20 protein-coding genes are annotated in these 23,770 nt (G+C 42.2%); 6 read left to right on the top strand and 14 right to left on the bottom strand.

Features of this window, described 5'->3' with window-relative positions; translation table 11 throughout:
• Positions 1-79 precede the first annotated feature (79 nt).
• The 5 genes from ACZYRN_RS07535 to ACZYRN_RS07515 form a co-directional block, all read right to left on the bottom strand.
• Positions 80-340, bottom strand: coding sequence for a hypothetical protein (locus tag ACZYRN_RS07535; RefSeq protein ID WP_488910913.1), 261 nt, complete (start codon positions 338-340; stop codon positions 80-82).
• 253 nt (positions 341-593) lie between these two features.
• Entirely contained in the window at positions 594-2,312 is a 1,719-nt protein-coding gene (cydC, locus tag ACZYRN_RS07530) for a thiol reductant ABC exporter subunit CydC (protein ID WP_488910912.1), read from the bottom strand.
• On the bottom strand, positions 2,309-4,024 hold the full coding sequence (gene cydD / locus ACZYRN_RS07525; RefSeq protein ID WP_488910911.1) for a thiol reductant ABC exporter subunit CydD: 1,716 nt from the start codon (positions 4,022-4,024) through the stop codon (positions 2,309-2,311). The genes cydC and cydD overlap by 4 nt, the downstream gene beginning before the upstream one ends.
• A 295-nt stretch (positions 4,025-4,319) precedes the next feature.
• A complete protein-coding gene (locus ACZYRN_RS07520; protein ID WP_488910910.1) occupies positions 4,320-5,096 on the bottom strand; it encodes a C39 family peptidase in 777 nt (258 codons plus the stop codon).
• Positions 5,097-5,541: 445 nt separating this feature from the next.
• Positions 5,542-7,284, bottom strand: coding sequence for an alpha-glycosidase (locus ACZYRN_RS07515; RefSeq protein WP_488910909.1), 1,743 nt, complete (start codon positions 7,282-7,284; stop codon positions 5,542-5,544).
• 210 nt (positions 7,285-7,494) lie between these two features.
• On the opposite strand from ACZYRN_RS07515, the gene ACZYRN_RS07510 reads away from it, so the two are divergent.
• Complete coding sequence (locus ACZYRN_RS07510; RefSeq protein WP_488910908.1) at positions 7,495-7,635, top strand: YfhE family protein; 141 nt, start codon at positions 7,495-7,497, stop codon at positions 7,633-7,635.
• A gap of 154 nt (positions 7,636-7,789) precedes the next feature.
• Here ACZYRN_RS07510 and ACZYRN_RS07505 read toward each other — a convergent pair whose 3' ends face one another.
• The 6 genes from ACZYRN_RS07505 to ACZYRN_RS07480 all read right to left on the bottom strand — a co-directional run bounded on the left by ACZYRN_RS07505 (position 7,790) and on the right by ACZYRN_RS07480 (position 13,388).
• Complete coding sequence (locus ACZYRN_RS07505) at positions 7,790-8,059, bottom strand: hypothetical protein (RefSeq protein WP_488910907.1); 270 nt, start codon at positions 8,057-8,059, stop codon at positions 7,790-7,792.
• 95 nt (positions 8,060-8,154) lie between these two features.
• The gene (locus tag ACZYRN_RS07500) at positions 8,155-9,255 is read right to left on the bottom strand and encodes an ABC transporter ATP-binding protein (protein WP_488910906.1); all 1,101 of its coding nucleotides are present in this window, start codon (positions 9,253-9,255) and stop codon (positions 8,155-8,157) included.
• Positions 9,256-9,596: 341 nt separating this feature from the next.
• The gene (locus ACZYRN_RS07495) at positions 9,597-10,565 is read right to left on the bottom strand and encodes a sugar phosphate isomerase/epimerase family protein (protein ID WP_488910905.1); all 969 of its coding nucleotides are present in this window, start codon (positions 10,563-10,565) and stop codon (positions 9,597-9,599) included.
• A 17-nt stretch (positions 10,566-10,582) separates the two neighbouring features.
• The gene (locus ACZYRN_RS07490) at positions 10,583-11,623 is read right to left on the bottom strand and encodes a Gfo/Idh/MocA family protein (RefSeq protein ID WP_488910904.1); all 1,041 of its coding nucleotides are present in this window, start codon (positions 11,621-11,623) and stop codon (positions 10,583-10,585) included.
• Positions 11,624-11,638: 15 nt separating this feature from the next.
• Positions 11,639-12,664, bottom strand: coding sequence for a Gfo/Idh/MocA family protein (locus ACZYRN_RS07485; RefSeq protein ID WP_488910903.1), 1,026 nt, complete (start codon positions 12,662-12,664; stop codon positions 11,639-11,641).
• Between the two features lie 4 nt (positions 12,665-12,668).
• Positions 12,669-13,388 carry a ThuA domain-containing protein gene (locus ACZYRN_RS07480; RefSeq protein ID WP_488910902.1) on the bottom strand — a complete coding sequence of 240 codons (720 nt, stop codon included), beginning with the start codon at positions 13,386-13,388 and terminating at the stop codon, positions 12,669-12,671.
• A 273-nt stretch (positions 13,389-13,661) separates the two neighbouring features.
• Between ACZYRN_RS07480 and ACZYRN_RS07475 the strand changes: the two genes are divergently transcribed.
• Complete coding sequence (locus ACZYRN_RS07475) at positions 13,662-14,072, top strand: VOC family protein (RefSeq protein WP_488910901.1); 411 nt, start codon at positions 13,662-13,664, stop codon at positions 14,070-14,072.
• A gap of 43 nt (positions 14,073-14,115) precedes the next feature.
• On the opposite strand, the gene ACZYRN_RS07470 is transcribed toward ACZYRN_RS07475, so the two are convergent.
• Positions 14,116-15,144 carry an oxidoreductase gene (locus ACZYRN_RS07470; RefSeq protein WP_488910900.1) on the bottom strand — a complete coding sequence of 343 codons (1,029 nt, stop codon included), beginning with the start codon at positions 15,142-15,144 and terminating at the stop codon, positions 14,116-14,118.
• Between the two features lie 134 nt (positions 15,145-15,278).
• On the opposite strand from ACZYRN_RS07470, the gene ACZYRN_RS07465 reads away from it, so the two are divergent.
• The 4 genes from ACZYRN_RS07465 to ACZYRN_RS07450 are packed head-to-tail and all read left to right on the top strand — an operon-like array spanning position 15,279 to position 19,719.
• A complete protein-coding gene (locus tag ACZYRN_RS07465) occupies positions 15,279-16,886 on the top strand; it encodes a diguanylate cyclase (protein WP_488910899.1) in 1,608 nt (535 codons plus the stop codon).
• Positions 16,883-17,926 carry a HEAT repeat domain-containing protein gene (locus tag ACZYRN_RS07460; RefSeq protein ID WP_488910898.1) on the top strand — a complete coding sequence of 348 codons (1,044 nt, stop codon included), beginning with the start codon at positions 16,883-16,885 and terminating at the stop codon, positions 17,924-17,926. The genes ACZYRN_RS07465 and ACZYRN_RS07460 overlap by 4 nt, the downstream gene beginning before the upstream one ends.
• Positions 17,926-19,332: a glycosyltransferase family 2 protein gene (locus ACZYRN_RS07455; RefSeq protein ID WP_488911129.1), complete on the top strand. Its 1,407-nt coding sequence runs from the start codon at positions 17,926-17,928 to the stop codon at positions 19,330-19,332. Before ACZYRN_RS07460 ends, ACZYRN_RS07455 begins: the two co-directional genes overlap by 1 nt.
• Positions 19,333-19,353: 21 nt before the next feature.
• Positions 19,354-19,719, top strand: coding sequence for a response regulator transcription factor (locus ACZYRN_RS07450; protein ID WP_488910897.1), 366 nt, complete (start codon positions 19,354-19,356; stop codon positions 19,717-19,719).
• Positions 19,720-19,785: 66 nt separating this feature from the next.
• Here the strand turns inward: ACZYRN_RS07450 and ACZYRN_RS07445 are convergent, their stop codons facing one another.
• The gene (locus ACZYRN_RS07445) at positions 19,786-20,919 is read right to left on the bottom strand and encodes a hypothetical protein (protein WP_488910896.1); all 1,134 of its coding nucleotides are present in this window, start codon (positions 20,917-20,919) and stop codon (positions 19,786-19,788) included.
• A complete protein-coding gene (locus ACZYRN_RS07440) occupies positions 20,906-23,770 on the bottom strand; it encodes an ATP-binding protein (protein WP_488910895.1) in 2,865 nt (954 codons plus the stop codon). The genes ACZYRN_RS07445 and ACZYRN_RS07440 overlap by 14 nt, the downstream gene beginning before the upstream one ends.

Below are 23,770 nucleotides of genomic sequence, written 5' to 3'. Positions count from 1 at the left end.
GTTACGGGCAAAAAACATCCTAATCTTAGTATATTTCAGACTGCCAGCAAAATGCCGGCAGCCCTTTCACTAAAGCCTGTTATTCATTAATCGTTATCCTAATATCTGTCTCTTCCATCATGCCGATCATCGTGCCGATCATCGTGCCGATCATCCCGTCTTCCATCCCTATATCTCGGGTAATATGGATAGTACGGCGGATAAGGGAAAAACGGAAAGTACGGTGAATATGGCGGTCTTGGTCTTGGGTATGGATACGGGTATGGATACGGATATTGCGAATAGGGTGGTCTTGGTTGACGATAATACGGCTGTTGCGTTTCGATGGCGTACTCTTCAAAATCGCTATAGTCTGGATAGTCCTGTTGGGCTGGCAGCGCGAACTCGTCTTCAGGGTTTACATGGTGATCGTCCAAAATAAAAGCCTCCCTAAGATTTTTCACTTCCCTCATACCTTATTCAAAACACCTCGTCATGGTGTACGTAACCTTTCTTTTTTTCAAAAATTCCATGCGGTTGATCCCTCTGAATTCAAACAAAAAGGCAGAACGAGAGCGCTTCTATACGCCTCCGTTCTGCTTTTCGTAAACGAATTACATGAACACACTTTTTTCAATTTGCTTCATCTCATAAAAATAGCCTTTTTTATTCATTAATTCTTCAAACGTTCCCGATTCAATCACTGTTCCCTTTTCCATGACAATAATTTGATCCATTCTCTCAAGCCCGGTTAATCGGTGGCTGACGAGAATAAGTGTATCTTCTTTGGCGGCCTCAAAAAGTTGTTCATATAGGTGTTTCTCTGTTAATGCATCAATGGAAGAAGTCGGTTCGTCAAGCAGCCAGACACGTGCGCCTTTCAGCATCGCTCGAGCAATGGCCAGCCGCTGCTTCTCACCGCCAGATAGATTCTCTCCTTTTTCAAAGACCGGATCATCTAATGAAAAAGAGTCAAGCTTTACATTCAGAAGCATCCTTTCCATTTCCGGATCAGTCAATCCATCTTTGGCGACCATTAAATTTTCCCGGATGGTACCGAAGAAAAAGTGATTTTCTTGCAAAACAACATTCGCTCGTTCCCATATATTTTCCTGAGCCAATGAATCAACCCGTTTTCCATCCAAACGAATTTCTCCAAAATCAGCCTCGTATGTGTTTAACAAAAGCTGCAGCACCGTTGATTTTCCCGATCCGCTTGGCCCGACAATCGCTGTTTTCGTTCCGGCCTTAATATTCAACTGAATGTTTTCAAGTGTCCGCCTTTTTTCTCCTGGAAAAGCGAAGGAAACTCCATCCATTTCCATCGAATACGCTTTTCCTTTAGGCAGCTGATCCAGAGACCCTTTCTTTTCTCTCTCGGATTCGCTTTCTACGACCGAGAACAGCCGCGATGCCGCATGTCTGCTCTCTTCTAAATGGGCTGGAAATATCGCCATTGGTGTCGCATTTTCAAATACAGTAAGCGAGATCATCACAAGCATCGCTAAAAACAGTCCGTCAAGCTCTCCTTCTATGACAAGATTGGCGCCAAGAGCGAGTACAAACCAGGCAATCATAAGCGCCACCAGTGTATGAACCGATTGATTAAACGCAGCATGAACACCTTCTCTTTCCTGCCCGTCCACATACAAATCGGCTGTCTTTGCTAATTGTTTTTCTTTCCCCTCAAGTTTCTGATAAATTTTCAAATCACGAAATCCGTACAAAAGCTCCGTCACGTCTGTTGACAGGGCACCTCGGTCTTCACGCATTTGATTATCTATTTTCCTCTGTCTTAACGCAAAGAGAGCTGGCACAATAAAACCGGTTAATAGGAGTCCTATAAACAATGTCAATGCTACGTAAACCGAATAAAACGTTGTAAAGAAAATTGTGCTTAAAAAGACGATAACGAGCACAATGGGCGGATAAAAAACACGTAAAAAGAAATTTTGTAAACTTTCCACATCACCGACAATACGCGAAAGCAAGTCGCCGCTCCGGTATTTTTGAAAAATGCCCGGTGCAAGAGGCACCAGTTTATCATAAAACGATACCCGTAGATTACTTAAAATCGTAAAAGTCGCCCGGTGGGAAAAATAGCGCTCCGTATAGCGGCTAATGGACTTCGCCACTCCGAACATTTTTAGTGTTGCCGTCATGATCGTAATAATATAAAGCGGCGGAGCAAGGGCGGATTTGGAAATCATATACCCGCTCATGGCGAACAACCCGACAGAGGTCAGCCCAGCAAGGACGCCAAATAAGATTGAATACAGAATATCCCGTTTCTCTGCCATCATCAGCTTGACAACGATCATTATCTCTTTCATCCTGCAGCACCCCCTTGCTGAAGGACCATTTCCCGATAGCTGGCGCTCGTCTCCATCAATTTTAGGTGTGATCCTGAAGCGACGATTTCTCCCTTTGTCAAGAAAAGAATCTGGTCAGCGTTTTTAATTGTATGCAGCCTGTGTGCCACCGTGATAACGGTCGATGTTTTTGCCAGTTCTTCCATTGACTGCTGCAAAATGCGCTCCGTTTTTAAATCTAAACCCGTCGTTGGTTCATCAAATAAAATGATGGTCGGCTGTTTATAAAAAGCGCGAGCAAGCGCAATCCGCTGTTTTTCCCCGCCGGATAGACCGCGTCCCGCTTCACCAATCGGTGTATCATAACCATGTTCAAATGACTCTATTAAATCTGAAATGCCCGCTTTTTTTGCGGCCATTTCAATGTTGACGCGTGACGCCTCCTCTGCGCCGCCAATGGCAATATTCTCCGCAATTGTTCCGGAAAACAAATAGGGGTTCTGTGAAATGTAGCTTAACTGATCAAACCACGACGTTTCACTGTAGTCTGACCGCGGGCGCCCATTCACAAGAACGCTGCCTTCGGATGGATCAAACAAACCCGCAATTAAATGAAGAAGGGTCGTTTTCCCGGAACCAGTCCGTCCGATAATCGCCACTTGTGCATTTGGCGGAATGATCGCATTTACATTTTTCAATGAAAAACCATCTCCATATTGAAAAGTAGCTTGACGCAGTTCAATCGAAGGATTGACAACCGGTTCCGTTCCCCAATGCACGGGCTGATCTTTTTCTTCCAGCTCATCTAATACTTTTTTCGCTGCACCCATACTGCCTCGGCCAGTATGAAACGCACTGCCAAGTTCTTTCAGCGACAAATAAAACTCCGGCGCCAGCACAAGCACAAAAAAAGCGCTTGAAAAAGCAATGCTTTCAAAAACAACAAGCCGGAGCCCTACTTCAAGCGCAATTAAGCCGATGCTCAATGTGGAAATAAACTCAAGCATTAACGTCGAAACGAAAGCAATTTTCAAAATAGTCATCGTGGCATCACGAAAGTCAAGGCTGCTCTGTTCAATTAAGCGACGCTGTTTTTCAGCACGCCCAAACAATTTCAATGTTGTCAACCCTTGCAATGTATCTAAAAAGCGGCCTGAAAACACAGCTAATTTATCGAGCTGTTCTTCTGATTTCACCTTTGTTTTCATCCCTACAATAATAAAAAAAAGAGGGATAAACGGTGCTGTAATGATCATAATTAATCCGCTGTATACATGCTCATATAGCACGACCGCTAAAATCATAAGCGGCACAATGGACGTTTGAATCACTTGTGGAATGTATTTGCTGTAATAGCTATCGATCTCATCAACTGCATCCATCATGACACTCACTTTGCCGCCAGACTGTCCCGCAAGTGCTGTCTGAAGCGGATTTCGTGTCATCTTTTCCAGAAGCAACCTTCGCACTTTCCGTTTTACGTGCGAGGCCATTTTCACGCCGGTTCGTCCGTTTAAATAGGTAAATACTGTGCGCAGCAGCATGATCGCAAGCAAGCCCCATAGAAGCGGCATAATATCCTCAAAAGACTGTTCTTTCAAAAACACGCCATCGACGATCGTGACAAATAAGTAAGCTTGACCAATCATCATCGCACCTGTTAAAACAGATGAAACGAATAAAAAGGCCGTCATCGCCTTTTGCTCAAATGCCCATTTTCGAAGCATATCCATGTAAATGCTCCCACCTTATTCATAATGATAATAGTGAATAACTTCACAATGTCTATTTATTATAATAGATACGAATGAAAAATACTCGTTCCAAGAAGCGAATTTTCCCGCCTTTTACATCCTCTTTCACATTTTGTCCACCTTATCACCTTTCAATAGACGATCCGAACAAACGATTGTAAAGTGAATGAAAAAAAGCCTATTTTTGAACGAATTGTTCATAAATAGGCTTTTATCATATTCCTCTGCATGCCTTATACGTACTTGGCCATATTACATTACTATTCGCATTTTATTATAAATACGCAATCATTTGTCTGCCCATCTGTACCCAGGCATCGATGAAATCTTGTTTCGCCACTTTTTTATTTTTCGCTCCAGTTAATGGATCGTTAAAGAAAACATAGTCCGCATCATAGCCCGTCACGACGACAGAATGTTCCCGGTACGTAATGTCAACTTCTCCTGACGGGGTTTGCCACGTTTCAAATTCTTCCGCTGGCAATGTTTTATATCGTGAGTTCGTAATGATCCAGACGGGCTTCCCATTGGAAATGGACTCCTCAATTTCATTGAACTCTCCACCGGTCATATCGATGATCCGGCCTGGTAAATATTGTTCAGCTAACTCTTTAATCGGAGCATGATACACACCTAAACCCGGATGATCAAAACTATACATATCACCGACAAACCCTTCATTCGGGTGACCGAAAAAGACTTGTCCATTTTTCTTTTCGTATGCAGTTGGATCTCGTTTAACCCGCTCGGCAAGCTCCATTTTATCTGCGGTGACACCTGCATACTGTAAAAGCATTGACAGGCTCGTCACTTCACATCCTCTCGGAAGCTCCGGCAGTTGCTCGATTATCGGCACGTCCAAAAGTGCTTGTTCTTTCTTCTTCATTTGAACCGCTTCTAGTTTTTGTTCCGGTTCTTTTTTCTCTTTCTCTGCTACTTGTACAGTTTGAGTTTTTTGATCCTGTGTCGCATACATATTGATACCGAGTACTGCGAAGAAAAGAAAAAGGACAATAGCCCCGATCTTCTTATAAGAATACACGTATCTCATCCCCCCTATATAAGAGTTCGTGACTATTATCTCATACGAAAGATCATTTTACTTCTACTATTTGTAGCGGGATAGCACGCTTTATTTTTCAAGAAAAAAACATGTAAAAAAAGCCTTCCCAAGCTTCGGTATAGGCTTCTTCATTTCACATATGGCTGGACTTCGTGGAGTAGATCTGCTCTTTATATCCAGCAGTTCTACTCTTCCTGATTCAGCAGCCCGCCGCTAAATATATTAATCGACGACATGTTCTTCGTCCGTTCAATTAAATCATTCTTCCTTCCCCGTTCATACAGTATTGAAATAATTACTCATTTCTTTTGTGTATATCTGTACGCCAGGTAAACGACGAAATCGCTTTCATGAACGTTGTTTCACTATTTTTTCGATCATGCCGAAAAAATAAAGTGGCTAAATACTATATTCAGCGAATAATGAATCGAATTTAGTTGCGTAAGCTGGAAGAAAGAATAATAAAGCCTTTTCGGTGGATCGTTGCTGTATGTTCTTTTAAGAGTGAATTTGTCCAAATATCAGCCGCTCCCTGGAATTCTATCGGGACAGACACTTCAATTGGTTGATCTGTAGGGTTAATCATAAATAACAGCTGTTCGGTTTCATTTTTTCTGACATAACTAATAACAGATGGATGAATAGTGATAAACGTAAAATCTCCTTCATTGCCAAACGCACGTATTTCTTTCCGGAATGTGATTAGCTTTTTGACAAAGTTTAATAAGTCAAGGTCTTGATCTTCCTTATTCCAAATCATGCATTTACGGCAATCAGGATCTTGTTCCCCTGTCATTCCAATTTCATCTCCGTAATAAATACACGGTGTTCCTGATACAGAAAATTGGAACAGATATGTTAATTTTAATCGTTCCTTGTTTTCATTTGCGATTGTAAGAATTCTTGGTGTGTCATGGCTGCCCAATAAATTGAAGGCCACTTCATTAACGGATAATGGATAAGACTGCATAATGTGTACGACTTCATCTTTGAATTGCTCAATTGTCTGATTTTCTCTTGCAAAAAAATCGATCATCGTATTAGAAAATCGATAATTCATTACCGCATCAAATTGATCTCCTTCAAGCCATGGCATTGAATCATGCCAAATTTCGCCTAATAGATAAACATCAGGCTTCAACGTTTTCACTGTTTGCCTAAATTCTCGCCAAAAATGATGACTTACCTCATTCGCAACGTCAAGACGCCACGCATCAATATCAAATTCTTCTATCCAATACGTGGCTACCTTGAGCAAATATTTTTTCACTTCCGGATGTTCTGTATTTAGCTTTGGCATTTTTTCCTCAAAACCAAAGGTATCATAATTTAATTTCCCCTCTTCCTTAAGCGGAAATTTATGAATGTGAAACCACTCTTTATAGACTGATTTTTCTTGATTTTTCACCACATCTTGAAAGGGCGCAAAGCAGTAGCCGCTGTGATTAAATACTGCATCGAGCATAACCTTTATTCCTCTTTTATGGCATTCTTGAATGAGTTTTTTCAACAGCTTCTTATCGCCAAATTGGGGATCAATTTCCATATAATTCGTTGTGTCATATTTATGATTGGTTTCTGCTCTAAAAATAGGGGTAAAATAAATACCATTTATTCCGAGGTCTTCCAAGTAGTCAAGACGTTTAAGAATCCCTTGAAAATCTCCGCCAAAATAGCTTTCTTTTTCAGGTTCTTCTCCCCACGGCTGTGTATCTCGTTGATTTGTCCGTGACTCACCATCTTCAAAACGCTCCGGGAAAATTTGATACCAGACTGTTTTTTTTACCCAATCCGGCGCTTTAAATAGGTCGACAGCATGCAAAAATGGAAAACTGAAATAGATGGCGCAATCTTTAGGTTCTTCATTATAAAATCCTCTTTCCGTATAGAAGACAGCACGTTCATCATCTACGCATTTAAAACCGTAACGAAGACGGCGGCAAGTGGGATTAAATGATGCGAACCAATAATCAAACAACTCATCCGATCCTGCATGTTTCATCTCTTTTGTTTCATATTGCCATGCTTCTTCTTTCCAATGATAAGGATCCCCATAGATTAAAATGACCTTCCTCAGATCGTTCTTTTTGGATCTTATTCGAATATGTACCGTATCCTTATCATACAAATAAGCAAAATTATTCTTCGGTCGATGATAAATTGCTTCTTTTAACATAGGAATACCTCTCAATTCAAGGAATTTTTCAACTCCTCCTTCCCGGTATTATTCACTAACAAAGAACATAATTTTCACGGTAATTCACACCAGCATCAACAGCATTTGCTACTGCTTTTTTTGAATGATTACTTTCCCTAAGACAAATAGTAATATCGTACAAATGAAAAGGGTCTCGTGAGGATTTAAACAGGAAAGGAGAATGTAAAAATGGACGGGAAAAAAGCGCCGAAAGATCGGATGACGGACAAAAATAGTGGACTGACAGCTACACAAGAGGTTTTGTATAGTCATGAATTTAAAAAAGCAGATGCAGCCCGAAAAGACAAGAATAAAGGAACAAACCAATAATAACGAGAAAATACCGCCGGGATGCAACGTTCTGGCGTGAACACGTATAAATGAATAAACCACAAGGATTAAAGCTTCATTTGTTAAATTAATAACACTTAAACATAAAGCAAAAGCCCTTGGATGTGTCCAGGGCTTTTCTTTCGAGCTGATGCTATAGTTTCTCTTCATCTTTGCCTTTTTTATCGTGTGTCGGGTGTGCTCCAGGGTACTGTCTCGGGAGGTTTTCATGAAGATTTCGGTTTTCATACGTAAAGGCACTTATATATTGCTGGTCATCTTTCCATGGCGTGCTCTTGTTTTCAACCGGTTCGTTTTTACCTTGCGGCGCACCATAGGCTCCTTCGGGTAATTCTTCTGCCGTTAAGAAATTTCTTTGTTTTTCCACGTTTGATAACTCTTTATACTCTTTTTTATTCTCCACATTAACACCCCTCCATTTTTTTATAATGTACCCTAAAATGAAAGGACCTATAATGATCCATCATTAAAACATCGATCAGCTTTTAATTACTCCTGCTATTTTTTAATCCGTACTTCAGATGCTGCATCAAAGAAATGTGCTTTGTTCATATCGAAGGCGAGCTGCAATTCTTCACCAGCCTCAATATCCAGATGGGAGTTAATCCGCGCCACAAATGTCTGTCCTTCGATGTCTGAATATACTATGACTTCAGCACCAAGAAGCTCTGATACTGCTACTTTCGCCGGAAACGCTGTATGTTGAGATGTTTCGTTAAAAGTCGATTCATCATGAATATTTTCTGGACGAATGCCGAGTATGATTCGCTTTCCCATGTAGCCTTGATCACGCAAATAGCTCATTTTCCCTTCCGGCACCGCAAATGATTTTGATCCAACTTTAATGAAACCTTCACCGAGTTCTCCGTTGAAAAAGTTCATCGGAGGCGATCCGATAAAACCGGCAACGAATGCATTTTCCGGATTTTCATATACTTCTTTCGGCGAACCAACCTGCATAACTTTTCCGTCTTTCATCACCACGATCCGGGTCGCCATCGTGAGTGCTTCCGTCTGATCATGTGTGACATAAATCGTTGTCGTCTGCAAACGCTGATGAAGCTTAATAATTTCTGAACGCATTTGAACGCGAAGTTTTGCATCGAGGTTAGAAAGCGGCTCATCCATTAAAAATACTTCCGCATCCCGAACAATTGCGCGGCCAAGTGCCACACGCTGCTGCTGTCCGCCTGACAATGCTTCCGGTTTCCGCTTCAAATAATCTGTAAGTCCGAGAATGCGGGCCGCATTTTCCACGCGCCGTTTTATTTCATCTTTCGGCGTTTTGCGAAGCTTCAAAGCGAACGCCATATTATCATATACAGTCATATGTGGATAAAGGGCGTAGTTTTGGAAGACCATCGCAATGTCGCGATCTTTCGGCGCTATGTCATTGACACGGCGGTCGTCAATGTAAAAATCCCCTTTTGAAATTTCTTCAAGACCTGCAATCATACGAAGTGTCGTGGATTTACCGCAGCCCGACGGACCGACAAAAACGATAAACTCTTTATCGTGAATATGAAGGTTGAAATTCTCAACCGCTGTTACTTTGCCGTCATAAATTTTATAAATATTATTTAATTGAAGTTCTGCCATTTTGTGTTGCCTCCTGCAAACCTTTACTTAATTTGATTGTATCTGTCTGCACTTAATATGAAAATGGGCTGGCATGTATAAATATCTCTCAGCCCCGTTTATGTACATTGTCTTTATTTTTTCGCGCCTTGCAAGCAGGTTGGAAAGCATCGTTTTTGATGCCAAAAGATGCAGAATCACCGTTCCTACGGCTGTCACACGCTATTGTGAAATAAAAACCATGGACTAGAACTAGATGCCTGCTTATAAAGCGTCTGCGATTCCTCCATTCCGCCACCTCTTTTTACACACTGAAAGTCACCTGCAATTTGCAGGTGACTTTGTTATTCTTATTTATTTGCTTATGCCCACCACATCTCGCCCGCAGAATTATGAATTAAAACGTCGTTTAAGTTTTTCACAGCACGGGCAAATCCTTCTTCAATCGACATGAGCGGATCTTCATGTTCAATGCTGACAACATAGTCATAGTTGTACATGCGAAGAGTGCTCATCATATCCGACCATTCTTGTAAACTATGGCCGCATCCAACACTCCGGAATGTCCATGCGCGCGTTCGTACATTTCCATATGGCTGCATGTCCGTTAATCCGTACATGTTGACGTTATCTTGATCAATATACGTATCTTTTGCATGGAAATGATGGATCGCACCCGCTTCACCAAGAATTTTGATTGCGGCAACCGGATCAATTCCCTGCCACCACATATGGCTCGGATCAAAGTTTGCACCGATCGCATCATTCGTCGCTTCCCGCAATTTTAACATCGTATACGGTGTATGTACGAGGAATCCGCCGTGCAGTTCTATACCGATTTTTACATTATGTTGTTCGGCTAGCTCTCCAATTTCTTTCCAATATGGAATAAGCTTGTTTTCCCATTGCCATGTTAACACATCATTATATTCCGCTGGCCACGGTACGACCGGCCAATTCGGCTGTTTCGCTTCCTCTGAATCGCCAGCTGTTCCGGAAAACGCATTGACGACCGGTACGCCAAGAAGCGAAGCCAGTTTAATCGTTTTGCGGAGCACCTTGTCAGACTCTTCTGCAAATGCTTTATCCGGTGTAAGCGGATTGCCATGGCAGCTAAATGCACTGATCGAAAGGCCACGTGATGTGACTGATTCTAAATAGTGGTGACGTTTTTGTTCGTCTTCTAACAGTTCATCCAGTGGGCAATGTGCATTGCCTGGATAACAGCCTGTACCAATCTCAACAGCATCAAGTCCTGACGCTTTTACATGATTGAGCATCTCTTCAAATGATTTGTTTCCAAATAATACAGTAAATACACCAAGTCTCACGCCCATCGCTCCTTCGTTTATCGCTTTATTTGAATACTGTGTCCGATTTTTGCACTTTCATAAACGGACTCCATGATTCTTGAAACATACATCGACTCATATGCATCAAAAAGTGGAACACATTCACCAAGACAGCACTGTACAAAATGCTGCGCCTGCAAAATTTCAAATGGCCCATCGTCCTGCATCCATGTAACGTCCTTATTCAGCAAAACACCATTTTCCGCTTTATTAACGCGCAGTGGAAACACATCCAACCCGCCTTTCGTACCGGAAATACTAACGGTCTCCTCATCCTGTAAAATATTTGCCGCCCATGATGTTTCAAGCATAACCGTTGCACCGTTTTCGAGACGAATAAAGGCTGTCGCATGGTCTTCCACTTCAAATGTGGCTGGATTAATCGTGCCCCATTCGTTTACCTGATCCTTTTGCATACTTAAATGATTGTATGTTGTCCCGCTTACTTCCGTTGGTTTTGAACTGCCGGTCAGCCATAAGGCTAGATCAAGCAAATGGCAGCCGTAGTCAATTAATGCGCCACCGCCTTGCAAGTCACGGTTTGTAAATACACCCCATCCGGGTACTTTCCGGCGGCGCATGGCCTTAATACGGATAACGAGTGGTTCACCGATTTCACCGCTTTCTATAATTCGTTTTGCTGCACGTGCTTCTTTCATAAAACGATAGTGATAAGCGATTGTGAGCGTTTTGCATGACTTTTCTGCCGCTGCAATCATCTGTTCACATTCTTTTGTATTCAACGCCATTGGTTTTTCACATAACACATGTACACCTGCATTCAGTGCTTGAATCGCAGCTGGTGCATGAAATTTATTCGGTGTTGTAATGAGGAGCGCATCAATTTTTCCTAGCATGTCATCAAGGTCTGTGTATACATGTTCAATATTAAATGTATTGGCTACGTCTCGTGCCCGCTCTTCATTTATATCCATAGCAGCTACGATGGACGCTTCTTTTACATGATGGAATGCTGGAATATGTCGTCCTTTCGCAATTTCGCCGGTTCCCAGAACCCCAATTTTCAACTTTGTCATCTTCTACACCTCTACTTAAATGGGCACAATTTGTTTTTTTGCGTATGAGTCTAATGCCGCAAGAATAACAGCTAGTGATTTTTTTCCTTCCTCTCCATTCACTAGGGGCTCGCTGTCATTTAAAATGCTTTCAATAAAGTGTTCAACCACTTGTGTCTTCGTCTGTTTTCCTTCTGCGTTTGATTGAATAGCGCCTAAACTGTGACGCTCGCTGTTGCCATTTTTATATTCAACGATCAGCGAATAATTCGGATCATCTTCTAGACGTACAATACCGTTTTCTGCATACAATACCGTCGAGTTGTCTTCGGAGCCGTTATACGCCCAGCTTGCCGCAAGTGTACCGATAATGCCATTTGCTGTTTTCAAAATGCAAACTGCATTATCATCCACAGTTGAGTTTTGTTTCGCAGATGTTTCAACAAAGGCTGCTGCTTCCACAAATTCTTCACCGAGCAAATAGCGGAGCAAGTCTGTTTTATGAACGCCTAAATCGCCCATAGCACCGATAAACGCGCGGTCTTTATCAAAAAACCAGCTGTTTGATCCGTCTGCACTCCAATTTTCCGGACCGCCATGGCCAAACGTTGTGCGGAAACTATAAATTTTGCCGAGAGCCCCGCTTTCAATTATACTGCGTGCTTTTGAATGAGACGGGACAAAGCGCTGATTGTGCCCGATCATCAATTTCTTTCCGCTCGATGCAGCCGCTGCAATCATCCCCTCTGCTTCTTCAGCGGATGTTGCCATCGGTTTTTCGCAAAGAACATGTTTGAAGGCTTCAAGCGCCGCAATGGAAATCGGTGCATGAAGCGAATTTGGTGTGCAAACACTAATTGCGTCCACATCGGCTTTCTGCAGCAATTCTTTATAGTCTGTGTATGCTTTTGCATTGTATTCATCCGCAAATCCTTGAGCACGTTCTTTCACAATGTCACAAAAGGCAACGAGCTCCACGTTTTTGTTCATCGCATACTCTGGAATATGGCGATGTCTTGCAATGCTTCCGCATCCGATTACGCCTACTTTAATCTTTTTCATCTCTTCATTCCCCTTTTACCATTTCAATTGGTTTTGCATTTCCGTAAACCGGGCGATTCCGTTTCACTGGCACGGCCCATTTCACTGCATTTTTAATGACCGTCTGGACGTTTTCGTTATAGTATGTAGGGTATGTTTCATGTCCCGGACGGAAATAAAAGATTTTACCGTTGCCACGCTTATACGTCACGCCGCTTCTAAACACTTCTCCGCCTTCAAACCAGCTCATAAAGATGAGTTCGTCCGGTGTGGGAATGTCAAAATGTTCCCCATACATTTCTTCCTGTTCAAGTTCAAAATATTCGCCGATTCCTTCCGCGATAGGATGTGCTGGATCGATCACCCAAATCCGTTCTTTCTCGTCTGCTACACGCCACTTCAAATCGCATGTTGTACCCATTAATGTTTTGAAAATTTTCGAAAAATGGCCAGAATGAAGAACGATTAGCCCCATGCCATCCAGTACACGCTGCTTTACTTTTTCAACGATCGCATCCCCCACTTCCTCATGCGCCACATGTCCCCACCAAATTAATACGTCTGTACTGTTCAGCACCTCTTCTGCTAATCCATGTTCTCTTTCATCCAGTGTCGCTGTTTTAACGTTCATACCGTCTGTCTTTAAAAAACCAGCAATGACTTGATGAATGCCTTCTGGATAAATATCTTTTGCAGATGCCTTTGTCTTTTCATGACGGTATTCGTTCCAAACGGTCACATTCATTTGATCGCCTCATTCTCTATTGTTTTTTCATGACTGGCGCTCACCAATGTGCAACAGCGGCTGCTTTTACACGTATTACTGCCTGTCCTTTATATACTGTATTCCCCATCATAAAGAAGATCACTCATCCTTTTAGGGCCTTGATCCATTATTTTTTCTACCTTACTATTTTGCCGCACGATCTAGAAACTCCTTTAATAATTTGTTTCAAATTTGACCAAGGAAGAAACAGTCCATTATAGTCAATGTATATATTAGGAAGGAGCGATTTCTTTGAAAGGTCAAGTAACCCCTTATTTAACATTTGACGGCAATGCAAAAGAAGCCATTGATTTTTATGCAAAAGCATTTGGTGCCGAAGTTCAAGGTGTTCAAACATTCGGGGAAGCTGATTTTCCGACGCCGCCTGAAGCGGCAGAACGCATTATGCACGCCCGATTTAGCAAAGGCGATTTCCTTATCATGGTATCGGATTCCTTTTTAGAACACCCTGTAAATATCGGCAATAATGTATCCCTTGCTGTCACATTTGAAAGCGAAGAAGCCATTCAATCAGTGTATAACGTGCTTAAAGAAGGCGGAATCGCCCATATGGAACTGCAAGATACATTTTGGAACTCGAAATTCGCCAAAGTACAGGACAAGTTCGGCGTTATCTGGGATCTCGACTTTCCAAAAGCATAATAAAACGCCGGCCGCTACAACTGCCGGCGCATTTTATTATTCCCTACAAATTCACCGTGCGCTTCTCTTCACTGCTTTTCATCGCTGCTTCAATAACACGGATTGTTTTTACGCCGTCTTCTCCCGGCACCGGGCAGGCTGCTCCATTTCGAATGCAGTCGTAAATCTCTTTGTAGTAGTTCGCATACGCCCCAGGCAACGTCACAATTTTTTCTTCACCCTTTTCTGTATAAAGCGTGCCATAAAGTTCTACCCGGTCCGTTCCAAAGGCTGCTCCTTCCGGCAGTCTGCCTTCTTTCAACTCACTCTCTTGACTGTCTTCCCCATATTTAATAAACGTCCCTTTATGGCCATGTACTTTATACTTGGGTCCCTGCTCAAATGCCAGCAGCCCGCAATGTAAGATGGCACGTTTCTCCCCATATGCCAAAACCAGATGAAAATAATCATCTGTTTTTGCGCCTTCGCGCTGCATTTGCACATCTGCTGTCACCGAATCTGGCCAACCGAATAAATAGAGTGCTTGATCGATTAAATGAGCGCCAAGATCATACAGCACCCCTGCTCCAGGCTCCGCTTTTTCGCGCCAGCCGCCGACAAGCAACGGGCTGAAACGATCAAACCTTGCTTCATATGTATTTACATCGCCAAGCGTCCCGTCGTCTATTAATTTTTTCACCGTCAAAAAATTCCCATCATAACGCCGATTTTGATACACGCTTAGAATGACACCTTTTTTCTTTGCAAGCTCGACAAGCTCGTCCCCTTTCGCCGCTTCAATGACCATCGGCTTTTCAATAATAACGTGTTTGCCTGCCTCAATACTGCGTTTTGCCATATCGAAATGAAGTGCATTTGGCGTCGTAATAATGACAAGTTCTACCTTCTCATCACGGATGACTGATTCAAAATCCGCTGTCACTTCTGCATCTTCAAAATCTTCTCTCACCTTTTTTTCATTAGTAGACAGAATCTTCACAACTGAAAAATCGTCCATTGTCTTTAGGAATGGTGCATGAAATGTTAAACCTGACAGACCGTAACCGATGAGCGCTGTTTGAATTGCTTTCATGACGTTTATTCTCTCCTTTTTTCAAAAAATGGATAGTAGGAAACTAGTTCAATTTCACATGATTGATATAGTATAATGAAAATTATGAGAATAATGCATATTTTACTATTTTGCTTTCAAGGGGTTAAATAAAAATGGCTCAAAATGATTACCGTTCCATGCTCATGCAGCGTATGGAAAAAACGTTTTCCAATTGGTCTGACCATGAACATATTATGGAAAAGGAACTATACCGTTTTTTACATACAATGAAAGGGACTTCGGGTACGATCGGCATGACAGATCTGGCTCATTTTTGTTCTTCCCAGATGGAAACATTAACAGAAACGAGCGATACAGCGATCCCTGTCCGTTCCTTAAAAAATTTTATTTCGCTCATGCGAAAATTTTTCGATCAAGATCTCCCGCCTATTCAAGTGCCTGCACCTGCCAGTATGCCGTCTGCTGAATACCACAATTCATTCGTCCTCATTATTGATGATGACTTGGAATTTGTCTCTTACGTAAAAGAAAATTTAGAAAAAAATAGTATACAAGTTATGGTCGCACTTGATGGAAAAAAAGGGTTGGAATTATTTTATACACTCCTGCCGGATATGTTGATTGTTGATATTCAGCTGCCGGATATGAAAGGATTTGACATTCTTGCACAAATTGGCGACATCGCCCGTTCACGCTACGTGCCAATTGCAATCGTCAGTGTAGACGATTCAAAAGACAACATCATTGGTGCCTATAACATGGGGGCGATGGATTTTATTACTAAACCTATTGACATGAGTGTCTTTATCTCCTATATCCGTAACCGGCTGCAGTATAAAAAAGCCATCTGGCAGTCTGCTTCCATGGACGAATTAACAGGAGCAGGCAACCGCCGCCAATTTAATGACACATTTTCACACCTTTCTGCCATCGCTGAGCGATCACGCCGTTCATTTACACTTGTGATGATGGACCTTGATCATTTCAAAAAGGTGAATGACCGTTACGGACATCCAACGGGTGACGATATATTGCGTTCATTCAGCCGGATCGTGTTAAAGATGAAGCGGGAAACGGATTTCTTTTTTCGTTACGGCGGCGAAGAGTTTGCGCTGTTACTCATAGATACCACAACAGATGAAGCCATGGCCTTAATGGAACGAATTCATGAAAAAATGGCGAATACACCCTTTGCTGCACCGTCGGGCGAATCTTTTTTCGCCACCTTTTCAGCCGGTGCTTCTGAATACCGCGTGAATCAAGAGGTGCTTTTAAATGAAGCAGATCAGGCGCTTTATCAAGCGAAGCGGAATGGACGAAACCAAACCGTGATTTACCAGCTGAACAACAGCGATGTAAAACGCCATCTCAACGTCATCATTATTGATGATGACCTCCTCGTGCGGACTATGCTTGTCAAGCAGTTTTCAAACTGGACATCTGGTGATATGAATATCGTCGTCCATGAATACCCGGATGGTTATTCTTTCCTCGAATCCGACTGGTACAAGCCGGATGAAAACTATATGATTCTGCTTGACGGCATTATGCCTAAAATGGACGGAATTGAAGTACTTGCCACTTTGCGGAAGCAATATCCCGATGACAATATTATCGTCTCTATGCTGACCGGGAGAACGAGTGAATCTGATATTATTTTAGCGTTAAAAAAAGGAGCGGACGACTACATTGTCAAACCCTTTCATTCTCAAGAAGTACTTGCCCGCGTACAGCGGCTAACAGAAAGACTAATGAAATGATTTTATCCGTCATCATCTCTATCGTCGGATTGATTTTTTTGCAAATGGCGCTGCTCGCTTTTTTATCTATCCGTAAATGGCGAAATAATTCATATGAAAAAGAAATTAATCATTTGTACAATAGTCTTCTTGACTGCTTTGCGTCCTATATGACGAGGCATGATCAACATCGATTAATCGATCAACTGGAGACGAGCCGCTATCCTTCTATTCTTGTTGAAAAACTATTAACTTATTACGTAGCGGTTATAAAAGATGGTTCTTTTTCTCAGGAAGTAAACGTGTTATCTGAAGCCTATTTAAGCGGTCCTTACACAGCTGTATTGAAAAAAAACAACCGGGCAAAAAGGATAAACACTCTTTATTATATTGAAGAGTTTAATATGCATTCATTGACCCCGCTGCTTCTGGAACGTTTACGTACAGTCAAAAAGCTGGATGCGGAAACACAGCAACTGATTCTTACACTCGCTTCACTAAATGAAACAAGTGTACTTGGCTTTTTAAAACAATATCCAGATGTTCCTATCCGTCTTTACCTTGATCTATTTAGCCGTCTGGATCGAAAGTTGATAGAACAGGAAGTAGAAAAGGCGTTAGCAGACGACTTCATTCCAATCAAGTTATCTGCTATTGCATTTATTGGGAGTGCGAGACTTTTTTCTTTCCTTCCTCACGTCGAGCACGAACTGCAGAGTACGATAGCCGAAATACGAATTCAGTCATTAAAAACATTATTCCGTCTACATTATATGGACAAACCAGATGCGTTAGAACCTTTTTTTCATTCTGACAACTGGACGGAAAGAATGTTTGCATCCCGGATCGCCGGTGTAATGACCCTTGAACGCTTTAAACCGAAGCTTCGCAGCTTGCTTGGCGATCCAGTTTGGTGGGTTCGATATTCTGCTGCCGAAGCTTTTACTCATTTTGGGGACGGCGAACTGCTGCTCACTTATTTTTCAGACAATCATGAAGACCAATATGCACGCGACATGGCCAAGCAGTGGCTTACAATTCAGTCGGGGGGACAATCTTGATGAATGCTGACCTTTCTTTTTTTCTTGTGCTCTCATGGCTTGTCATTGCTTATATGCTTCTCTCTAGTTTAAGTTACGTTGTTCTTTTTTTCATCGCTCTGCGCAAAGTATGGTACGAAGGCCAACTTGATAAAAGAGAATCCGTTAAAAATTTAGCTGTAAATGAACAGACTTTTCCTGTTTCCGTGCTCGTCCCGGCTTATAATGAAGAAGTCGGTGTGGTCAGTACCGTTCGATCGCTGCTCGCGCTTGAATACCCACAGTTTGAAATCATCGTCATTGATGACGGTTCAAAAGATGCAACAGCGGAAAAAATGATCCAAGAATTTCAAATGAAAGAAGTGCCTTTTGCCCTTAGAAAATATTTGGAGACCGAAAAAGTGTTAGCAAGTTATCAATCTGATTTATTTCCACACATTCGTCTTATTAAAAAAGCAAATGGCGGCAAAGCAGATGCACTGAATGCAGGTATTAATTTGTCTACCTACCCATACTTTTGTGCTATTGATGGTGACTCCATCTTGGAACAAGATGCCCTTTTAAAATCAATGAAGCCGATTATCGATTCAAATGGTGAGGTGATTGTAACCGGTGGCTCCGTTCGTATTGCAAATGGTTCTATTATTTCCCGCAGCAAAGTAGAGCAAATTATTTTGCCGCGCAGTCCGGTTGTCCTCATGCAAGTCATTGAGTATTTTCGGGCGTTCTTAATTGGACGAATTGGCTTTAGCCGAATGAATATGCTGCTCATTGTTTCAGGAGCATTTGGCCTCTTTAACAAAGAAAGAGTTATCTATGCTGGAGGGTACAATAAAAAAACAGTCGGTGAAGATATGGAACTCGTTGTCCGCCTTCATCGCATTTTACAGGAAGAAAAGTCAAATCAGCGAATTGAATACATTCCGGATCCTGTCTGCTGGACAGAAGCGCCCGATTCACTCGCCGTTCTACGCTCCCAACGGATTCGCTGGCAGCGCGGATTGACAGAGACACTGTTCCTTCATAAAAAAATGTTGTTTAATCCAGCCTATCGATCGATCGGCCTTCTCTCTATGCCTTACTTTTTATTCGTGGAACTTTTAGGAGCTGCATTTGAATTGGCCGGTTACTTTATCATTGTCGGCGGCTTGTTCTTCTCTCTTGTCGATCCGAAAACGGCTGGAATTATGTTTCTCGTTACGATTTCTTACGGGTCACTCATTTCAGCACTTGCCGTTTTACTTGAAGAATTAACACTTGGAAAATATCCAAAGGTTTCAGATTTACTTACACTTTATGTATGGGCGCTGTCCGAAACTTTCTGGTATCGGCCGTTAATGATTATTTGGCGTGTAGAAGGATTAATCGCAACAGTGCGTAAAAAGCAGCACTGGGGCGATATGAAACGAAAAGGAATTTCAAGCTAATAACGAAGGGGGCGTTAGAAAATGAAAAAGATTTTAATTGCAGATGATGAAGACATACTGCGGATGCTTATTGAAGATACACTGGAAGACTCCGATTTAGGATTTGAAATCGATGAAGCAGAAGACGGGCGTGAAGCGCTGGATAAACTATTAAACGGTTCATACGATCTTGTCATTCTTGATTACATGATGCCTCATTTAACCGGGATGGAAGTGCTGGAACAACTGCAGCTCGCATCCATTCAGATCCCTGTTCTCATGCTGACAGCGAAAGCACAAGAAACGGACCGCGAGCGGGCAATGCAAAATGGTGCTCAATACTTTATGTCAAAACCATTCAGCCCGATGGAGCTGCTAAACCTCGTTGAAAGTATATTTGAAACATGAAAAACATCCGCCTAAGTGTTTCACTTAGGCGGATGTCTCACTTGTCTTCTTTTGCAAATCGTTTTTTCATGATGTTAAGGAAAGCCCATTTTCTTTAGCCGTTTCCTGTTTATCTAGTGCCTCTGGTGCTTCAAGTTCCATAATCGCCTTCATCATTGGCACATATGTTTTCCAATAAAACGCTTCATCTGGATAAACAGATGCCGGTGTTAATGCTGCACGCATTTTCGCAAAACCGGCGTACCTGTGAACAGATGAAACACTTTGAATATCTGCATAATCACCAGCAAAATAAAAAATATGAGAAGACCCATTCCTATGATGTACAGCTGCTGGAAATGAAACCGGTATTCCCGCCTCATTCAGCTTCTCACGTCCGGCTGTCGACAAACTCCACTCGTAATTCGCCATTACTTCTTCCGGATAAACAGGTGCCGTAATATCAAACCAGTATCTGTACGCAGCACTTTCTTTTAATCCGGTCATCGCTTCTCCGTTCTCTGTAAAGGAAAGTGAAATCCCATCTCCTGACACATCACCCGCTTCATCTGATAAAACAATCACTTTCTCATCCTCTTCATGAACGAGAACAAATCCGCTTCCTTCAAATGTCCACTCATGTCCACCTGATTCATATTGGTCGATAAGTGACGCATTTATTTCTGGATTGTCTTTTTTTAATTGATCAAACCAACGGCCTGTCCACCCGGTTGGCTGCACATGGAGAAATGCGGTGGCATCTTTCTGCACGTCTTTTGAAGTCGGCGAGGCGAGCGTATTAAATTCCATGATAAGAGTCGTCTCTTTTTTTGATAGATGCTGTTTAATCGTATCCCATTCTTCTGCTTGCAGACCGCCATAAACTAACCGCGGCCGCTCTCCACTTTCGTTATAAACACCATACGTATCTGCCACATAAATGTATTTTGTATCGCCTAAATCATCTGGCAACGGCCTTGCTTCTTTTTTTTCAGGCACGTAACCGTAATAATCCTTTTCATCGCCTGCACCTGTGTACCGGTAATGATTCAGCAGCCACGATAGACCGCGATGCTCCCGACGGTCTACTGTCGGTACTGTTTTATCAAGTATGACGATGTCTCCTTCATGTTCCGGAAGAAACTCCCAAATGATGCGTGGGATTAGCGCGATGACAAGCAACCCAATCAATATCAAAAGATATTTTTTAATGGTCAGCACCACCTTGTTCCTCGTCAGGATACAAAATTCTCCCGTCTTGAACCGGTGTATGTAAAAAGCCTAACACCGTTTCTGAAAGTTGATTAGGCGGATACGGTTTCGTCAAATAATGTTCAATGTCATATGTGCGCATTTTTTCATCTGCCCGATCAAGCGCCGATGAGATGATAATCGGTAGATTCTTCGTTCGATCATCTTCTTTTAGCATGTGAACAAGATCCCAGCCATCCAGTTCTTCCCCTAGCATAATATCAATCACAATTCCGGTAAGCGGCCTCTGCTTCGCTTCTTCAAATGCTGATTTGGGGCTTGAATGATAAATAACCGCGAACCCTTTCATTTTCAATTCCTCTGAAAGAAGCATGGCAAGACTTGTATCGTCTTCTACAAGCATCACCGTATCGCGCCCTTCTAGTGTTTCCTGTGCAATGGCTTCATTTTTATTCGGATGAGCGAGCGGTATCGTAAACTTGACTGTTGTCCCTTTTCCTTCATCCGATTCGATCGATATTTTTCCGCCATGCTTTTCAACAATTTCACGGCAAATGGCAAGCCCGAGGCCCGTTCCGCCAATTTTTCGGCTGGCACTGTTGTCAATACGCTGAAATTTTGTGAATAGCTTCGAGATTTCCTCTGCCGGAATGCCGATCCCCTGATCGCAGACCAATACCGCTAAATGGTCTTGTTCATTTTTCAGCATAATGGTCACTTGCCCGCCTTCTGGTGAAAACTTCACCGCGTTGCTCATAACATTTGTCATCACTTGGATGATCCGTTCCCGGTCTGCATACACCGTTACATCAGTGGCTTCATCTACAATCGTAAAATCATGGGATGTTTTGGACCGGAACTGTGCGGTTATTTCAACAGCTACTTCATTCATTTTTATTGCCGACATGTTATACACTTGGCTGCCTGATTCCATCCGCTGCAAATCGAGAAAATCATTAATTAAGTTCGTCAATCGCTGTGCTTCTTTATAGATCGTCTCCAAATAACGCTTTTGCTTTAGCGGCTTTAGTTCCTTTGTCATCAGTAATTCCGTAAACCCTAGCACACTCGATAACGGTGTACGCAGTTCATGGCTTACTGTGCTGACAAGCTCTGTCTTCATCTTATCCACTTCATGTTCTTGCGTAATGTCCCGGTGCACGAAAATAGTCCCTTTCTTCTCTCCATCTAACATAATAGATGTGCTGTATACATCCATCACACGCTCTTTACTCCCTTGAATAACATAAGAAAAGTGACGCAATTCATCTGATTGATCTGCCAAACAACCTTCAAAAAATCCCCTAAGCTCTTCTGGATTTTCTGTTTTCTTCGTAAACGTATCCAGCCATTCCTCTCTTAAAACGAGCGTCTCTTCCGACATCACACCGAAGTCCATTAATTCATCAAGAGCTTTGTTATGCTGCACCATGTCTCCTTCGTAGGAAATAAACTGAATGCCTTCGTGAATATTATTGACGATACTTTCATTCAATGTCCGCTCCCGCACCGCCTGTTCATAAAGCTGAATACGTTCAATCGCCAAATAAACACGGTTTAACAGCCCGTATAAATCTTCCTGCTCCTGATCGGAAAAACAACGGCCAATTCTTGAGCATCCAAATAAGGCGATAGCGCCGCCAGCTGGATTTCTTATACATGAGAAATAATCGTGTACATACACACTCTCGTTCGCAAGTCCTTTTTCATGTACAGCTTCCCTTTTCACTATAAAATAAGGTGTTTCTTCCAATCGTCGATCTATATAGTCGATACGGTTCTCCTTAAAGTCGTTGAACATAACAGCTGTAAAGCCTTTTAGTGCGTGCTCGCCGCTTTCCCGCAGCCAGAACAGGCCGAGATCTATTTCATACACCTCATCAAAATAACGAAGGACAGAATCCGTCAGTTCCTGCTTGTCCAATGAAAAAGACAGCACGTGATTAAGCTCGTTGTAATGCTCGAGCCGCTCTTTCGTTCGTTCTGTTTCCCTAAGCGACTCCTCCATTTTCAACTGCCGCTCCTCTAGCTCATCTTGCTGCATCATTAACTCTTCGTTTTGAGCAGTGAGCTCTTCTTCTTTATGTTGAATGGTTTGAATCATTTCCGCAAAAGAAGAAGATAACACTCCGATCTCGTCCCTTCTATTGAACGGGATCAGCGAAAAAATTTTTCCAGCAGCAAAGTCATCTGCCACACTCCGCATATGTTCAAGCGGCTTGACAATGTCATTGATCGTACGCCAAATAATAAAAGAAATAAGAGCAAATAATAAAACAACAAAGCCCATCATCGAAACGGTATACTGATTGGATTGTCTCAGCATCTGTGATGACAGCTGTTCAAGTTCATTATCAATCGTTACTTTATACTCTTTTGTATAGGCCATAAACTGGTTGACCGTATCCATCAATCCGCTGTTTGAAAGCCCGCTCAGTCCTTCGTAATCACGCGTTTCCACAAATGCAACTGCCGCCGGAAATGTCTTATTTTCGTAAATGACAAGAAAATCGGCTAATTCATTTGTTAGCTGCTTTTCCTGCGATGTAAGTTTCCACTTTTCTAACTCATTTAGTATTTCTTTTACTTGTTCGATATCCTCATAAACACGCGTTCGTTCACGCTCATTCTGAAAAGCGTAATAACCGCGTGCCCGGAAAAACAGATCATTCAACGTATCGCGTAAGTCTTCTAAAACCAGCTGTTTATGATAGAGTTGCTCACGCTTTTCTATCATCTCATCTTGCTTATTTTGCATATAAAAATAGGCTCCCGTTCCTACAACAAGGAAAACGAAAAGCATTGAAAGCGCCATACGCACATAACGACGCCGAATACCTGACTCCGACAAAACGTCCAT

The organism is Domibacillus sp. F004, from assembly GCF_057814295.1.
This window is presented reverse-complemented; position numbering and strand designations above follow the sequence as displayed.

Bases quoted from the DNA above. Each gene is read 5' to 3' on its own strand.
- cydC (WP_488910912.1), bottom strand. From the start codon at position 2,312: ATGAAAGAGATAATGATCGTTGTCAAGCTGATGATGGCAGAGAAACGG.
- cydD (WP_488910911.1), bottom strand. From the start codon at position 4,024: ATGGATATGCTTCGAAAATGGGCATTTGAGCAAAAGGCGATGACGGCC.
- ACZYRN_RS07520 (WP_488910910.1), bottom strand. From the start codon at position 5,096: ATGAGATACGTGTATTCTTATAAGAAGATCGGGGCTATTGTCCTTTTT.
- ACZYRN_RS07515 (WP_488910909.1), bottom strand. From the start codon at position 7,284: ATGTTAAAAGAAGCAATTTATCATCGACCGAAGAATAATTTTGCTTAT.
- ACZYRN_RS07510 (WP_488910908.1), top strand. From the start codon at position 7,495: ATGGACGGGAAAAAAGCGCCGAAAGATCGGATGACGGACAAAAATAGT.
- ACZYRN_RS07500 (WP_488910906.1), bottom strand. From the start codon at position 9,255: ATGGCAGAACTTCAATTAAATAATATTTATAAAATTTATGACGGCAAA.
- ACZYRN_RS07490 (WP_488910904.1), bottom strand. From the start codon at position 11,623: ATGACAAAGTTGAAAATTGGGGTTCTGGGAACCGGCGAAATTGCGAAA.
- ACZYRN_RS07485 (WP_488910903.1), bottom strand. From the start codon at position 12,664: ATGAAAAAGATTAAAGTAGGCGTAATCGGATGCGGAAGCATTGCAAGA.
- ACZYRN_RS07480 (WP_488910902.1), bottom strand. From the start codon at position 13,388: ATGAATGTGACCGTTTGGAACGAATACCGTCATGAAAAGACAAAGGCA.
- ACZYRN_RS07470 (WP_488910900.1), bottom strand. From the start codon at position 15,144: ATGAAAGCAATTCAAACAGCGCTCATCGGTTACGGTCTGTCAGGTTTA.
- ACZYRN_RS07465 (WP_488910899.1), top strand. From the start codon at position 15,279: ATGGCTCAAAATGATTACCGTTCCATGCTCATGCAGCGTATGGAAAAA.
- ACZYRN_RS07460 (WP_488910898.1), top strand. From the start codon at position 16,883: ATGATTTTATCCGTCATCATCTCTATCGTCGGATTGATTTTTTTGCAA.
- ACZYRN_RS07455 (WP_488911129.1), top strand. From the start codon at position 17,926: ATGAATGCTGACCTTTCTTTTTTTCTTGTGCTCTCATGGCTTGTCATT.
- ACZYRN_RS07450 (WP_488910897.1), top strand. From the start codon at position 19,354: ATGAAAAAGATTTTAATTGCAGATGATGAAGACATACTGCGGATGCTT.
- ACZYRN_RS07440 (WP_488910895.1), bottom strand. From the start codon at position 23,770: ATGGACGTTTTGTCGGAGTCAGGTATTCGGCGTCGTTATGTGCGTATG.